Genomic DNA, 15,622 nt, shown 5'->3' on the forward strand with positions numbered 1-15,622 from the left:
TTCGCTCTAATCCCGATTGACCTCCGCCGGATTCGATATAAATATGATATCATCATTATATCGGATGATTCGGAGGGAAACATGGTCGAAACAGGGGCACCGGCGCTGAACCGCAGTCGCGAGACGCGCGCCAATACGCAGAGCGGCTATCTGATGCTGTTCATCTGGTTGCTGCTCCTCGGCGTCGCCGCCTGGGCGGGGATCACCAACGCCAATGCTGAATATATGGTCGCGTGGAAATGGATCGTCGTTGTCGCCTCGGCGGTCGTGGGCCTGCTGATCCTGTGCGGCTTCTATCTCATCAACCCGAACGAGGCCGCGGCGATCCAGCTGTTCGGCGCGTACAAGGGCACCGACCGTGAGGAAGGGCTGCGCTGGGTGCTCCCCTGGCTGACGCGCAAGAAAATCGCGGTGCGCGCGAACAACGTGATTTCGGACAAGATCAAGGTCAATGACCTGCGCGGCAACCCGATCGAGATGGCGGCGCAGGTCGTGTGGCGCGTCACCGACACCGCGCAGGCTTTGTTCGACGTCGACGACTACAAGGAATTCGTGATGGCGCAGATCGAGGCCGCGGTGCGCTCGATCGGCTCGCGCTATCCCTATGACGACATCGAGCATCAGGAAGTCACGCTGCGCGGCAACCATGACGAGGTCGGGGTCGAACTGCGCAAGGCGCTGATCGAACGGCTGAGCGTCGCGGGGATCACCGTCGACGAATGCGGCCTCACCCACCTCGCCTATGCGCAGGAGATCGCCGGCGCGATGCTCCGCCGCCAGCAAGCCGAAGCGGTGATCGCGGCGCGCAAGAAGCTGGTCGAGGGCGCGGTGACGATGGTCGAGATGGCGCTGACTCAATTGTCCGAAAAGGGCGTCGTCGACCTCGACGACGAACGCAAGGCGGTAATGGTGTCGAACCTGATGGTCGTGCTGTGCGGCGAACGCGACACGCAGCCGGTCGTGAACGCCGGTTCGCTCTACTGAGTTGAAGCGATGACAGCGGCCGCCAAGAAAGCCTTTGCCCTCCGCCTCGATCCCGCGCTCTATGCGGCGATCGAGCGGATGGCGGCCGCCGAATTGCGCAGCGCCAACGCCGAAATCGAGGTGTTACTGCGCGAAGCGCTGGCGCGGCGCGGCATGACGGTCAAACCGCCGGTTCCCGCCAGGCGCGGGCGGCCGTCGAAAGAGGAAAGCTGATCATGCTCCACCTGTTCATGCGCAAGAGCCCCTGGTTTCGCGCCAAACGCCACGGCTATGGCACCGGCCTGCCGTTCGTGTGGGAAGGCTGGTTCTTCCTCGCGCTGCATGTCGCGATGATCGCCGGCCTCGCCTGGCTCTTCCGGGACCGGCCCGTTCTGATGACCATCCTCGTCGTCCTCGCCGGCCTTGCCCCGATGCCGATCTACCGCGCCAGGACCGAGGGCGGCTGGCGCTGGCGATAGCGAGCGGCGGCAGCCGGGCTGCCTTGGGCGCGCCTGCTCCCCCCTGCCAAACGGCAAAGATCGGGCGACCGAAATAGCATTTTGCGGCGCCGCAAGGTCATCCTATGCTTTCCGCCATGCATCGAACCACCACCCTTTCCATCGGCATTTCTCTCCTGCTCGCCAGTCCGGCCGTTGCAGCCGATACTGCCGCTTATCTGCGCTTTCCGGACTGGCAAGCGGGCGGCTGGACGGTCACGGATGATGGCGACGATCGCTGCGACGCCGATTTCGCCAACGGCGACCGGACCCTGCTGACCTTCATGGGGCCCTATTACGTCACGCCCGGCGCGCCGCCATCGGGGGGCATATTGCATATCGGCGCCGAGACCGGCGATTATGCTCTGCCCAAAGGCGGCAAATATGGCGAGTTTCCGGCCGAGTTGATCGCGGGCGATCTCCGGTTCGAGGTAACGGGCTCCGCCCTTGGCCTGTCCGGTGGACTGATCGCCGATCCCAGTGACAGCCGTACGACGACCGACATACTGGCGACCTTGCCGGACAAAGTGGTTCTGATCGCGCGCGTCAAGGGAAGGCAGATCTATGCCATCTCACTCGACGGGAACCAGGCGGCCGCCCGGGCCCTGCGCGACTGCACCGAATTTATCACTGCCCAGAAACGGCCGGGGACCAGATATGGCCCGCGGGGCGCTCCGCCCCGCCCGCCGGCACCGCCCGAAGCCTTCCCTGAAAGGGCGCCCGAAGGCCCGCTTTCGCCCGACAAAGCGCTGCCCAGCGTCGGGTCCCCGAATCCCGTCCCGCCGACCGACCCGCGCGCCTGAACAACCGGTATCGACGGCGAACGGACAATGGAGGGAAAAGCCGCGACGATTTTGTCGATATCGCGCCGATAGCGCCCCCGCCCCGCTTGCCCCCGACTCGCTAGATGGTTAAGGCCGGTCTCCATGACCGCCGCCACCACGCCCGTCCGTATTGCCCCGTCGATCCTCAGCGCCGATTTCGCGCGGCTGGGCGAGGAAGTGCGCGCGATCGAGACCGCGGGCGCGGACTGGGTCCATATCGACGTGATGGACGGCCATTATGTGCCGAACCTGACGATCGGCCCGGCGGTGGTGAAAGCCTTGCGCCCGCACTCGACTTTGCCCTTCGACGTCCATCTGATGATCAGCCCCGTCGACCATTTCCTCGACGCGTTCGCCGCGGCGGGCGCCGACATCATCACCGTCCATCCCGAAGCGGGGCCGCACATCCACCGCACCGTCCAGCACATCAAGTCGCTCGGCAAGCAGGCGGGCGTGTCGCTCAATCCCGCGACCCCCGCAAAGATGCTCGATTATCTCATCGACGACATCGACCTGGTGCTGATCATGAGCGTCAATCCTGGCTTTGGCGGGCAAAGCTTCATTTCGAGCCAGCTCAGGAAGATCGAGGCGGTCCGGAAGATGATCGACAAATCGGGCCGCGACATCCGGCTGGAGGTCGATGGCGGCATCGATGCGGGCACCGCTCCGCTGGCGATCGCCGCGGGCGCCGACGTGCTCGTTGCGGGCACCGCGACCTTCAAGGGCGGCCCCGACGCTTATGCCGACAATATCCGGCGGCTGCGCGGCGGCGCCTGAACATGGCAAGACCGGTGACCGCTCCAGAAGATGAACCGGAGGGCGCCGCCGCCGACGCCATCGACGACACGATCGAGCCCGGCAAGCGGCTGATCCGCCTGCCCGCCGACAAAGGCCTTTCGCTCGGCGACCGCGTCGCCAATGCGATCACGCGCCTGACCTGGCGCACACCGCTCCACGCGCTCCGCCTGAAAGGGCGCTTCCCGCTCAAGCTGCTCGGCGTGCCGGTCGACCCGGTGCCCGGCGATACACGCGCCGGCACCGCGATCCGCGCCGGCCATTTCCTGCATCGCGGGCTCAAACTGCCACTCGGCGAGCTGGATTTCGCCGCGCTGAACGTCGCGCCGACCTTTGCCGACTATCTCCACAGCTTCGCCTGGCTCCGCGACCTCTCCGCGACCGGCTCGCGTGCCGACGGCGCGCCGATCGCCGAGGCGGTCGTCCGCCACTGGCTCGGCACGCATGGCGAGACGGTGAGCGAACCCGCGTGGAAGGCCGATAACAGCGCTTGGCGCATCCTCTTCTGGGCGGCGCACGCCCCGCTGATCCTGTCGTCGAGCGACCTTGTCTACCGATCGGCGGTGCTCAACCACCTCGCGCGCGCGGCGCGCCACCTCGACCGCGTCGCCGACAAGACGCGGCCCGGCACCGGCCAGATGGTCGCGTGGGTCGGCATCGTCGCCGCCTCGCTGCTGATGCCCGGCGGCGAGCCGCGGCAGATATTCGGCGAGGCTGGCCTCCGCAAGGTGCTCGAGACGAGCTTCTACGCCGACGGCGGCAATATCTCGCGCTCGCCGCAAGCACAGCTCGACGCGGTCATGGCGCTGTCGATGCTCGTCAAAATCTATGACATGCGCCGCATGGAGGTGCCGCCCTTCATCCAGGAAGTGCTCGCACGCGCGGTCCCGGCGCTCCTCGGCCTGGTCCACAGCGACGGCGGCATGGGCAGCTGGCAGGGCAGCGGCGCTACGTCGGCCGCCACCATCCAGGCGATCGTCGACGCCAGCGGCGTGCGCACGCGGCCGCTGAAGCAGGCGCGCGACTGGGGCTATCAGCGGCTGGTCGCGAACAAGGTCGTGCTGCTTGCCGACGCCGCGCCTCCGCCTATTGCCCGCGTGACCGAAGCGGGCTGCGCCTCGACCCTCGCCTTCGAACTCAGCGACGGCGCCGAGCGCATCGTCGTCAATTGCGGCGGCGCGGCGCTGACCGGGGCGACGATCCCCGCCGACCTCGCGCGCGGGCTGCGGACCACCGCAGCGCATTCGACGCTGATCCTCGCCGACACCAATTCGACCGCGATCCTGTCGAACGGATCACTCGGCAAAGGCGTGACCGAGGTCGAGCTCGACCGGCGCGAGACGCCGCAGGGCAGCCGGCTCGAGATGAGCCACGACGGCTATGCGCGGCGCCACGGGCTGATCCACCGCCGCTTGCTGATCCTGTCGCCGAACGGCCGCGAGCTGCGCGGCGAGGATTTGCTGCTCCCCGCGCCGCGCTCGCGGCGCAAGGGCGACAAGGGTTTTGCGCTACGTTTCCATCTCGGCGCGCATATTTCGGCGAGCCTGACCGCCGACAAATTGGGCGCGCTGCTGCGCATCAACGGCGGCCCGCTCTGGCAGTTCCGCACGTCCGAAGGCGGTCTCGACATCGAACAAAGCCTGTGGGTCGACGGCGAAGGCCGCCCGCACCCGACCGAACAGCTCGTCGTCACCGGCACCGCGCCCGCGGGCGGCGCCAGCATCGGCTGGATCTTCAAGCATATCGGTTGACGGCGGCGGGCAAGGGACTGCCCACCGCCGCAACCCAGCGCTTTAGAAGGCGTAACGCGCCATCAGCTGGAAGACCGGCCCGGCCTTTTCGCTTTCGAGTTCATATTCGTCGAAATCGCGCGCCAACTGGTCGGCCGCATCGTCGAACTTGTTGAACGCTTCGCGCTTCGCACCGTTCAGCAGGTTCGAGCCCACCGCGCGGATCGTGAAGCTTTTGCCGAAGCGCTTTTCGACGAAGATTTCGAGGTCGCCGCCATAGGTGGTGCGGATTTCCTCGCCGATCACACGGTCGAACGCCGCACCCTGCTTGCGGTGCGTTGCACCGAAGGCCACGCCCCATTTCGGCAGATCCTGGATGAAGCCGATGTTATAGACATAATCCGACTGGCCGTTGAAGCGACGCTTGCCGAGGGGATCGGTGATCTCGCTGTCGAGCCACGACACATTGCCGAAGATACCGGTGTTGGGGAGCCCCAGGAAACCGAGGTCGGTCGACAGGTCGAATTCGACCCCCCACACCTTGCCGTCGCCGATATTCATCGGCTGATAGACGATGGTGCCGGCGCCGCCATCGCCGACATCGCCGGTGTTGGTCAGCTCGATGAGGTCGGTCACATCGCGATAAAAGGCATTGATGCCGACGACCCCGCTGCGGCCGATGCGGCGTTCATAGCCGAGATCGGCGCCCCATGCGGTTTCGGGGCGCAGTTGCGGATTGCCGCGCAGGTCGTTGTCGCCTATTTCCTCGATCAGCGTCGCCGGGGTGACATAGTTGAACTCGGGGCGACGGTTGGTGCGCGCGACCGATGCGGTGATGCGGTCGCGCGGCGTCAGGTCGAACTTGATCGACGCCGACGGCAGGAATTTTTCATAATCGTTATCCTGCGCAAGGACATCGCTGGCATCGCTATAGTCGGCGACATCGAGCTTGGTCGTTTCATAACGCACGCCCGCTTCCCACGTCAGGCCGCCCGACTTGCCCTGCACGAGCGCAAAGCCGTCGAGGCGGCGCTCCTTGATCCGGATGCGGACGGGATCTTCGGCGTCGAGATCGTCAAAGGGCAACGCAAAATCGTCGGGATTGCCGCTCGACGGGTCGTAGCTGGTCTGAAGCCCCGGAAACTCGTCCTCGCCTTCGAAAGCGAGGGTCGAATGCTTGCGCTTCTTGTTCTGATAATAGCCACCAACGACCAGCTGGATATCGTTGCCGAATTCGAACTCATGGTCGAGTTTCGCGGTGAATTCCTTGTCGGTCAGGTCCGTCGTGGTGAAGGCCTGTTCGAACTCGGGCACTTCGCCATCGTCATAATCGACGTCGAAGCCGATCTCGTTCTCGCTCTCGCGCTGCTTGTCGTCGAAGCGCGCATAGCCGACCTTCACCGTCGTCTTGCCAAGCGACCAGCGGTGCGAAAGGCGCGCGTCGAAGCTGTAATTTTCCTGGTCGATATTGTTGATGTTGCTGTTGTCGCTGACCAGCGCGCCGCCGGGCACCGGGCCGGTGGTCGCGGTGGGATCGTTGAATTCCAGGCTGCGCTCGGTTTCGGTGCGGTCGGTGCGCACATAGAAGCCGCTCACGCGGAAATCGGTCGTCTCGCCGTCGATCTCGTAGGTGGCGTTCGCCGAATAATCCTTGCCGTCGCGCGTGTCGCGCTGGTCTTCGCGATTGTCGAAATCGTCGACCGCATAGTCGGGGTTGTTTTCGGGCGAATCGCCGTAACGGAGCGAATATTTCTTCTTGGGGTTGTGGCGCCCCTGGAAGTTGAGGCCGACGAGCAGGCGGCCCGGCCCCACCGCGCCGCCATAGACCGCGCCAAGGCTCGGCTCGAGCTCCTTGTCGTCATAATAGAGGCCGCCCGCGCGGAGGTAGCCACCGTCGAGCTCGTAGCCGTTGCGCAGTTCGATGTTGATCGTTCCGGCGACCGCGTCGCCGGTGCGACGCGCCGACGACGAGCGGACGATCTCAACCCGGTCGATCAGTTCGGCGGGGATGCGGTCGAGGAAGAAGCTGCGATCGTCGCCGTTGCCCGGGACGCGCTCGCCGTTGATCAGGATCTGGGTGTAACCGGGCGGCAGGCCGCGGAGGCGCGCGCCGTCGCTTTCGATGACGTCGGACAGGAAGGTCACCGACGGCACGCGCTTCAGCGCGTCGCCCGCGGTCAGCGGTTCGAAGCGCTGGAAGAATTCGCTGTCATAGGACAGCACGGGTTCGGCCTCGTCGCTGCGATTACGATAGCCGACGCTGCCGAGGACGACGATGTCCTGCGACGTGGTGATCGCGCCATCGCCGCGGTCTTCGGCGGGGATCGGAGCATCCTGCGCCGTCGCCGGGGCGGAGAGGAGAGCCGTGGCAAGCGCGAGCGCGGCGGCGGAATGCAGGCTGAAAGTTCGAATCATGGTAACAGACCCCCCTTTGTGGTTGCCGGGCCTCTAGGCGGAGCATGTGACAGTTTGCGGCGAGCCATGTGACGCATCGATGACAGTTAAGTGACGGAAATATTGTCGTATTGACGCCGTTCCACTTTGCTGGGACGGGGCGCGCGAGAGCCGCACTTTTGCGCAATCGGGAACGGGGGAATCATCATGGCCGCCATCGGCAAATGGAAGCTGCTGACATCGCTGGTTTTTGCATCGGCGCTCGGCGGCTGCGCCGCGAGCGCGCCCGTCATCACCGGCCTGCCCCCGGTACAGGTGACCGCGAGCGGCGAAACCGCGCCCGTCGGCACGGGCAAGGCCGACGCCGCCGACGATCCGGCGATCTGGGTCGATCCGGCCAATCCGAACCGCGCACTGGTCGTCGCGACCGACAAGAAGGCCGGGCTTCATGTCTATGACCTGACCGGCAAGGACATCGCCTTCACCCAAGCCGGCCTCGTCAACAATGTCGACGTCGCGGGCGACATCATCGTCGCGAGCGATCGCAACGACGGGGTGAACGCGCATCTCGCGGTGTTCCGCCTCGACGCCGACAAGCCCGCGATCGTATCGCTCGGCCGCGCGGCGGCTGGAACCGGCGAAGCCTATGGTCTCTGTCTCAAGAAGACCGCGCCGGGCGCGCCGCTCACCGCGGCGCTGATCGTCAAGGACGGCACGGTGCGCGTCGGCACGCTGACCGTCGACGGCACGCCTGGCTTCACCACCGAATGGGAATATAAGATCCCGACCCAGTCCGAAGGCTGCGTCTTCGACGGCGATACACTCTACGTCGGCGAGGAAGACGCCGGGGTCTGGGAGCTGAAGCCGAACGGGAAGACAGCCACCGCGCGCATCGTCGCCCCGGTCGACAACCAGCGCCTCGTCGCCGATGTCGAGGGCCTCGCAACGATCGATCACAAGGGCCAGCGCTACCTGCTCGTGTCGAGCCAGGGCGACAATGCCTATGCGGTCTTCCGCCTGCCTTCGGTCGAATATGTCGGTCGCTTTGCCGTCGCCGCCGGCGCGTTCGGCGCGACGAGCGAGACCGACGGGATCGAGGCGGTCGCGGGAAATTTCGGCCCCGCCTGGCCCGACGGCATCTTCCTCGCACAGGACGGTGACAACGCCCCCAAGGCGCAGAATTTCAAACTGGTGCGCTGGGACCAGATCGCGACCGCGCTGGGGCTCTAAAAAGGGGGCGAAGGGTTGCGATACGGACGGCGCGCGCCTAGGGGGGCCGCGTCATCCCATCGCCAGCCGAGGCCCTCCCCCATGACCGACCTGATTCCCGTCCGCCGCGCCCTCCTGTCCGTCAGCGACAAGGCGGGGCTCGCCGAGCTTGCCGCCGCGCTTGTCCGCCACGGCGTCGAACTCGTGTCGACCGGCGGCACCGCGAAGGCGCTGCGCGAAGCCGGGCACAATGTCCTCGACGTCTCCGACCTCACCGGCTTTCCCGAGATGATGGACGGCCGCGTCAAGACGCTGCATCCGACGGTCCACGGCGGCATCCTCGCGGTGCGCGACGACGCGGCGCATGTCGCGTCGATGGAGGAACATGGCATCGGCGCGATCGACCTCGTCGTCGTCAACCTCTACCCCTTCCTCCAGACCGTGACGAGCGGCGCCGACCGCGACACGATCATCGAGAATATCGACATCGGCGGCCCCGCAATGGTGCGCTCGTCGGCGAAGAACCATGCCTTCGTCGGCATCGTCACCGAGCCCGAGGATTATGCCGCGGTGATCGCCGAGATGGACGCCAACCAAGGCGCCACTACGCTGGCGCTGCGCAAGCGCCTTGCGGCGACCGCCTTTGCCCACACCGCGAGTTATGACGGCACGATCGCACGCTGGTTCGCGATCGCCGATCAGGGCAAGACCTTCCCCGACACGCTGCCGCTCACCGCCAAGCTGGCGAGCGAACTGCGCTACGGCGAAAACCCGCATCAAAGGGCGGCGCTCTATATCCCCGCCGTGCCCGGCCCGCGCGGCATCGCCGGCGCAGAACAGGTGCAGGGCAAGGAGCTCAGCTACAATAATATCAACGACGCCGACGCCGCGCTCGAACTCGTCGCCGAATTCCGCGAGGCCGATCCGACCTGCGTCATCGTCAAGCACGCCAACCCGTGCGGTGTCGCGACCGCCGCGACGATCGCCGAGGCCTATGACGCCGCGCTGAAATGCGACGATGTCTCGGCGTTCGGCGGGATCATCGCGGTCAACCGGCCGCTCGACGGACCGACCGCCGAAGCGATCAGCGGGATTTTCACCGAGGTCGTCTGCGCCCCCGACGCCGACGCCGACGCACGCGCCGTGTTCGCGAAAAAGAAGAACCTCCGCCTGCTGCTGACCGGCGAGCTGCCCGACCCGGCGCGCGGCGGGCTGATGATGAAGACGATCGCGGGCGGGTGGCTGGCGCAGAGCCGCGACAATGGGCGCATCACGCGCGCCGAGCTGAAGGTCGTCACCGACCGCGCGCCGACCGAGGAAGAACTCGCCGACGCGCTATTCGCGTGGACAATCGCCAAGCATGTGAAGTCGAATGCGATCGTTTATGCCAAGGGCGGCTCGACCGCCGGTATCGGCGCGGGGCAGATGAACCGCCGCGACAGCGCGCGTATCGCCGCCGTGAAGGCAAGTGAAGCGGCTGAAAGCCATGGTTGGGCCGAAGCCCGCACCGTCGGCAGCGCGGTCGCGAGCGACGCCTTCTTCCCCTTCGCCGACGGATTGCTGGCGGCGGTCGAGGCGGGCGCGACCTGCGTGATCCAGCCGGGCGGTTCGATCCGCGACGACGAAGTGATCGCCGCGGCGAACGAAGCCGGCCTCGCGATGGTCTTTACCGGGATGCGGCACTTCCGCCATTGACCGCGCGCCCGAGGCGCACCAACCGTTCGGTTTCGTTTTTGCAGTCGTAACGCAATCCGGACTCGTTGCAGAAGTCCGGCCAGCGATCCTGCCGCCGCCAGAAATCGACCAGCCCGATTCGCGCCAGCTTTGCGAAGAACTGCGGATCGCGTCGGAGCGGAGCGACCGACGGCCAATAGAGAAGCGACCATTGGCCGTCGGTTTTGCGTATCGGCGCGCGCGCCAGCCACGAGAGCGCCTTCGGCAAGTCGCCGAGCCGCGTGTAATGCGCCGCCAGCGCATAAGCGGTCGGCGGATATTGTGAGACCTCGGCTTCGGCGGCGGCGTCGACCTCGCGCGATCCGATCGAAGGGTCGGCGAATTGATGGAGGAGCAGCATATCGAATTCGCGCCGCTCCCCGGCCATTGCGGTGCGATAGACTTCGGCGGCCTCGGCCCGGCCGAGTTCGACCGCGAGGCGGCGGCGATGTTCGGCGAGATCGGGGTGCCCCGGCCAGATCGCCTCCACTTCGGCGAACTGATCCACCGCATCCTGCATCTTCCCGGCGGCGGCATAACGCCGGACCAGTCCCAGCGCCTTATAGATCGAGGTCGGGTCGGCGCGCGCGGCGCGCTTCGCCGGATCGACGCCGGATTGGACATAGCCGGCCTGGAACAGACCCACCGCGTTCGTCATCAACGCGGCCGGATATTCGGGATCGATCGCAAGCGCGCGATCGAGCAGCGGCAGCCCTTCGATCATGAACAACTCGCCGCCGCCCGTCTGCGACAACGCCGTCAGCGCGGGGGCGTTGTCGGGGTCGATGGCAAGCGCCCGGCGCGCCGTATCGATCACCCTTGCGCGCTCCCCGCGCCATTTGGCGGGATCCATCTCGTGCGAGAGATGCTTGACGCGGACCTGCGCCAGCAGTCCCAGCGTTTCGGCATCCCCCGGCCAGCGCTGAACCAGCTCCTCCATCAACCGGATGGCGCGGGGTCCGTCAAAAACCGTGTCCGCGTCGCAGACCGCAAAGATCAGCGATCGTCGATCCGCATCGGGCGCCAACAGATCGTTCCGGCCGTTCAGCGTCAACGCGCAATTGACCAGCCCGGCAACCGCGAGCGCGGTCCGTTCGCGCAGCCGGCTGAGATCGTTGACGGGCGCCGCAAACCGGCTGGACCACAGGATCGAACCGTTCAAACTATCGACGATCCGCGACTCGCTGACAAACTGGTTGCCGTCGCGTTCGATCGCGACGCGGACGACAAAATCGCCCGCGCGTCCCGCCACCTTTCCGTCGAGGACACGGACAGCGCCCCCCGACGCCTTGGCAAAGCGGACGAAATCGCCCGCCAGCGCATCGGCGAAACGACCTTCGACCGGATCATTCCCGCGCGCCTCGATCGGTTCGACACGGACCACGGGTGCAGCGAATGCCGTGACCGCGGAACGCGACCGCGGCGCATCGGCGCCCGTCAGCGCGAGAGCCAGCCCGGCCGCGCCAAGGAACAGCGCGCGCAGCGGCGACAGGCTGGCCCTTGGATTGGCCGACATGGAAGGCGCGGCAACTGCGTGCGCGCCGAGCGGGCGCGACCGAGCGGACAGGCGCCGGTATAGTTCGGCGGTTTCGACCGAGGGCTTGCCGTCGATTCCGCGCGCGAGCGCATCTTCGATCCGCTGCCAGGCGTGGCGCAGACCATCGCTATCGCCCGCCTCCCATCGCGCGCTCATCACCAGCCGCGCGGCATGTTCGCTGTACGGGTCGAACCGCGTGACCCTGTCCGCCACCGCGAGCGCCCGCTCTACATCGCCCGCCTGCAACCGTCGGTCGGCCATCGCGAGCACCTCGCGAACGATCGCTTCGCCCTGACGCGTGCGCTCGACCGCAAGCCAGTCGTCCCATGCTTCGTCGATGCCATCGAGATCGGCCAGCAATCCAATGTCCTGCGCGGGCAGCCGGTTCAGGACCACCGCGACATCGTCCACCGCGCACGCGGCGTGAATCAGCGAAATATCGTCAACGACTTGCGTGCGGTCTATGGCGACGGTTTCACGATCGGCGTGCAGCAACGGGGGGGTTGCGCGCGTCCAGGGCTTCAGTTCGACGAGACATTGTCGCAGGCTGGCATGCGCCTGCGCGTCTGGGCGGCGGCTCCAGAGCAGCGCGCTCAGCCGGTCACGAGCGAGCGGCGCGTCCGCAAGCACGAGCCGGGCGAGAAGTGCGCGCGCCTTGCGGCCGGTTGGGGACAAGTGAGCCGGCTCAACCGCGAAATCGCCAAGGAGCCGCAATATCGGTGTCGCGGCGACGAGACACCGCTCGTTTTTGGCGAATGCAGAGTTCACGGCGCGACCTCCTGAGTCGAGGGATAGCGGCCGTATGTTTTTCCCGGGGACCGAATACCATTTTTTTGACGGACAAACGAACGCTAAATTTCAACATTCTGGATTTTGACGTATTTTTAATACCAGATTGACGATCCTCTCACGGCGGCCGACATGCGTCCCCGCTACTCCCGTTGCCATCCGCAGCCTGCCGTTCGGCTGGGACATGATGAAAGGGAGTGATTCGATGCGTATCTTCATGGCTCTGCCCCTGTTGCTGCTCGGCGCAGCACCCGCATTTTCCCAGACGATCGTCGCGACCGCACCGGCAGGTGAAATAGAGGTCGTCAAAGTCAGCTATGCCGACCTCAATCTCGACAGCGATATCGGCCTGGCACGGCTCGACAGCCGCCTGCGCGCCGCCGCGCGCTCGGTGTGCGACGTCCGCCCCGAATTCGAAAACACCGTGCGCGAAATGGCCACCAGCCGTTGCTTCCGCAGCGCGCTTTCGAGGGGCCGCGATGCCGGCCGCGAGATCATTGCCGCGCGGCAGGCCGGTACGCCGATGACGCTGGCCAGCGCGATCGTGATCTCGCGGCGGTAACGCCTCCCGGTCAATGCCGATAGCGCGGACGCAACGATGTCCCTTGCTCCCGTCTCTGGTGGGAGCAACGCCGGAACCGTTCCCGACGGTTCCGGCGTTTTTCGGTCGCGACATGACAGGCTTCGGCTCGACTTCGCGCGGCACGGGCGGCATAGGGGGGCCGACGTCGCCATCGCAAGGACCAGCATGACCGCCACTCCGCGTAACAAGTCCATGATCCAGAGGCTTTATAACTGGACCATGGAGAAATCCGCGCACCCGCACGCCGAATATTGGCTGGCGCTGGTTTCTTTCGTCGAGGCGAGCTTCTTCCCGATCCCGCCGCATCCGATGCTGGGGCTGATGTGCCTTGCGAACCCCAAAAAGGCTGTGCGCTACGCGATCATCTGCACGCTCGCGTCGGTCGCGGGCGGCATGCTCGGCTATTTGATCGGCTTCTTCCTTTATGAAAGCGTCGGGCTCGCTCTGCTCGGCGCGCTGGGGCTAACCGACGCCTTCCCGCCGGCCGCCTGTTACCTGCGCGAATTCGGCGCCGAGATCATCCTGATCAAGGGTGCGACGCCGATCCCGTTCAAGCTGCTGACGATCACCGCCGGCTTCATCCACATGAGTTTCTGGACCTTCCTGTGGGCGAGCCTCGCCAGCCGGGCCTTTTCCTTCATGCTCGTCGGCATATTGTTCCGGCTGTTCGGGGCGCCGATCAAGGCGTTCATCGACAAATATCTGATCTGGGTCACCGGCGCGTTCCTCGTCGCCGTGGTCGCGGGTTTCCTCGCGATCGGCGCGCTGTCGGGCGACGGCGAGAGCAAGGAAGCCGACAAGTGCAGCGGTGCGACGCTGCAGAGCATCGGGCTGGACCGGAAATAGTTCAACGAAGGGGCGGACAACACCCCTCAATTTATCGTCACCCCGGACCAGTCCGGGATGACGATAAAAGAGTCCTCCGCTTTTCGGCGCGATGCCTACTCGTTCGCCGCCGTATGCAGCCAGTCGGCGTGGCGCGGGGCCTTCTTGGTCTGGCTCCACTCTTCGAGCATCAGCGGCGCGACGCGCTTCAGTTCGGCATATTGCTCCGCGGTGCCGATGTCGCACGCGAGTTCGACGCGGTGGCCGTTGGGGTCGAAAAAATAGATCGACTTGAAAATGCCATGATGCGTCGGGCCGAGCACGTCGACGCCTTCGCTTTCCAGATGCGCCTTCGCCGCGACCAGCTCGTCATAGCTGCCGACCTTGAACGCCAGATGCTGCACCCACGCCGGTGTATTCTCGTCGCGGCCCATGACCGGCTGGTTGGGCAGCTCAAAGAAAGCGAGGATGTTGCCGTTCCCCGCCTCGAGGAAGACGTGCATATAGGGGTCGTACTCGCCAGTCGACGGCACATGATCCTCGGCAAAGGCGGTCGTGTAGGTCATGCCGAGCATCCGCTCGTACCACTCGACCGTCTCTTTCGCATCCTTGCAGCGATAAGCGGCGTGATGCACGCCGCCCAATTTGATCGGGCTCGTCATTCGGCGGGTTCCTCGACAGTCAGGGCTCCGCGGCGAATCTGGTCCATTTCCATCGATTTGAACAGCGCCGTAAAATTGCCCTCGCCGAACCCTTCGTCCTTCTTGCGCTGGATGAATTCGAAGAAGACCGGGCCGATTACGGTCTGGCCGAAAATCTGGAGCAGCAGGCGCGGGTCGCCTTCGGTGGTCGAGCCGTCGAGCAATATGCCGCGCGACTGGAGGCCCTCGACCGATTCGCCATGGCCCGGAAGCCGTTCTTCGAGCATTTCATAATAGGTCGCCGGCGGTGCGGGCGCGAACGGGTTGCCGAGCGCCTTGAGCTTGTCCCACGCGGCGTAGAGATCGTCGCAGCTGAACGCGATATGCTGGATACCCTCGCCATTATAGGCGCGCAGATATTCCTCGATCTGCCCCTTGCCACCCGCGCCCTCTTCGTTGAGCGGGATGCGGATCTTGCCGTCGGGGGCGGTCATCGCTTTCGAGGTCAGCCCGGTATATTCGCCCTTGATGTCGAAATAGCGGATTTCGCGGAAGCCCGCGATGCGCTCGTAGAAGGCCGCCCAATGCGCCATGCGGCCGCCGTAGACATTGTGCGTCAGGTGATCGATCAGCTGCATGCCCGCGCCGACCGGGTGGCGATCGACGCCCTCTTCATAAATGAAGTCGATATCGTAGATGCTGAGGTCGTCGCCATAGCGGTCGATCAGATAGATGATCGAACCGCCGATGCCGCGGATCGCAGGGAGGCGCAGTTCCATCGGGCCGGGATTGACCTCGACCGGTTCGGCGCCGCGTTCGATGGCTTCGCTATAGGCTTTGGCCGCGTCGCGGACGCGCCAGCCCATGCCGCACGCCGACGGGCCGTGCTCGGCGGCGAAATAAGCGGCGGGCGATTTGGGTTCGTAATTGGCGATCAGGTTGATCCCGCCCTGGCGCCACAGCTGGACGTCCTTCGAGCGGTGATGCGCGATCTGCGTGAAGCCCATCGCTTCGAACACGGGTTCGAGAATGCCCTTTTCGGGCGCCGAAAATTCGACGAACTCGAAGCCGTCGAGGCCCAGCGGATTATCGAAAAGGTCGGCCATGTCGCATTCCCATCTA

Annotated in this window: 14 protein-coding genes; 10 read left to right on the top strand and 4 right to left on the bottom strand. The window is 65.5% G+C overall.

All coding sequences use genetic code 11. The annotated features are described in order from the left end of the window. The first annotated feature begins 81 nt into the window (after positions 1–81). The 6 genes from ASD73_RS11925 (at position 82) to ASD73_RS11950 (ending at position 4,830) form a co-directional block, all read left to right on the top strand. Positions 82–984 (top strand): SPFH domain-containing protein, encoded by a 903-nt coding sequence (locus ASD73_RS11925; protein WP_056372585.1) that lies wholly within the window; start codon positions 82–84, stop codon positions 982–984. Positions 985–993: 9 nt separating this feature from the next. Continuing rightward, complete coding sequence (locus ASD73_RS11930; protein WP_056372586.1) at positions 994–1,197, top strand: hypothetical protein; 204 nt, start codon at positions 994–996, stop codon at positions 1,195–1,197. 2 nt (positions 1,198–1,199) lie between these two features. Continuing rightward, positions 1,200–1,442, top strand: a complete 243-nt coding sequence (locus ASD73_RS11935; RefSeq protein ID WP_056372588.1) for a hypothetical protein — start codon at positions 1,200–1,202, stop codon at positions 1,440–1,442. 116 nt (positions 1,443–1,558) lie between these two features. Continuing rightward, positions 1,559–2,263 carry a hypothetical protein gene (locus tag ASD73_RS11940; RefSeq protein ID WP_056372591.1) on the top strand — a complete coding sequence of 235 codons (705 nt, stop codon included), beginning with the start codon at positions 1,559–1,561 and terminating at the stop codon, positions 2,261–2,263. Between the two features lie 123 nt (positions 2,264–2,386). After that, on the top strand, positions 2,387–3,061 hold the full coding sequence (gene rpe / locus ASD73_RS11945) for a ribulose-phosphate 3-epimerase (protein WP_037516851.1): 675 nt from the start codon (positions 2,387–2,389) through the stop codon (positions 3,059–3,061). A gap of 2 nt (positions 3,062–3,063) precedes the next feature. Further along, positions 3,064–4,830, top strand: a complete 1,767-nt coding sequence (locus ASD73_RS11950) for a heparinase II/III family protein (RefSeq protein ID WP_056376052.1) — start codon at positions 3,064–3,066, stop codon at positions 4,828–4,830. A gap of 42 nt (positions 4,831–4,872) precedes the next feature. Here ASD73_RS11950 and ASD73_RS11955 read toward each other — a convergent pair whose 3' ends face one another. Beyond that, positions 4,873–7,224, bottom strand: a complete 2,352-nt coding sequence (locus tag ASD73_RS11955) for a TonB-dependent receptor plug domain-containing protein (RefSeq protein ID WP_082521502.1) — start codon at positions 7,222–7,224, stop codon at positions 4,873–4,875. A 186-nt stretch (positions 7,225–7,410) separates the two neighbouring features. Between ASD73_RS11955 and ASD73_RS11960 the strand changes: the two genes are divergently transcribed. After that, on the top strand, positions 7,411–8,433 hold the full coding sequence (locus ASD73_RS11960) for a phytase (RefSeq protein ID WP_056372593.1): 1,023 nt from the start codon (positions 7,411–7,413) through the stop codon (positions 8,431–8,433). Between the two features lie 81 nt (positions 8,434–8,514). After that, positions 8,515–10,107, top strand: a complete 1,593-nt coding sequence (purH, locus tag ASD73_RS11965; RefSeq protein WP_056372595.1) for a bifunctional phosphoribosylaminoimidazolecarboxamide formyltransferase/IMP cyclohydrolase — start codon at positions 8,515–8,517, stop codon at positions 10,105–10,107. Here purH and ASD73_RS11970 read toward each other — a convergent pair. Further along, positions 10,079–12,430: a BTAD domain-containing putative transcriptional regulator gene (locus ASD73_RS11970; RefSeq protein ID WP_056376054.1), complete on the bottom strand. Its 2,352-nt coding sequence runs from the start codon at positions 12,428–12,430 to the stop codon at positions 10,079–10,081. The two genes, purH and ASD73_RS11970, sit on opposite strands and share 29 nt — an antisense overlap. Before the next feature lie 226 nt (positions 12,431–12,656). Here ASD73_RS11970 and ASD73_RS11975 point away from each other — a divergent pair, with 226 nt between their 5' ends. Together ASD73_RS11975 and ASD73_RS11980 are read left to right on the top strand one after the other, a co-directional pair. After that, positions 12,657–13,013: a UrcA family protein gene (locus ASD73_RS11975; protein WP_056376056.1), complete on the top strand. Its 357-nt coding sequence runs from the start codon at positions 12,657–12,659 to the stop codon at positions 13,011–13,013. 213 nt (positions 13,014–13,226) lie between these two features. Continuing rightward, positions 13,227–13,880 (top strand): YqaA family protein, encoded by a 654-nt coding sequence (locus ASD73_RS11980; protein WP_056372602.1) that lies wholly within the window; start codon positions 13,227–13,229, stop codon positions 13,878–13,880. Positions 13,881–13,975: 95 nt separating this feature from the next. Here the strand turns inward: ASD73_RS11980 and ASD73_RS11985 are convergent, their stop codons facing one another. Beyond that, positions 13,976–14,521: a VOC family protein gene (locus ASD73_RS11985; RefSeq protein ID WP_056372605.1), complete on the bottom strand. Its 546-nt coding sequence runs from the start codon at positions 14,519–14,521 to the stop codon at positions 13,976–13,978. Then, positions 14,518–15,606: a 4-hydroxyphenylpyruvate dioxygenase gene (hppD, locus tag ASD73_RS11990; RefSeq protein ID WP_056372607.1), complete on the bottom strand. Its 1,089-nt coding sequence runs from the start codon at positions 15,604–15,606 to the stop codon at positions 14,518–14,520. The genes ASD73_RS11985 and hppD overlap by 4 nt, the downstream gene beginning before the upstream one ends. Between the last annotated feature and the right edge of the window lie 16 nt (positions 15,607–15,622).

The organism is Sphingopyxis sp. Root154, from assembly GCF_001427105.1.
In the GTDB taxonomy this organism is placed as follows: domain Bacteria; phylum Pseudomonadota; class Alphaproteobacteria; order Sphingomonadales; family Sphingomonadaceae; genus Sphingopyxis.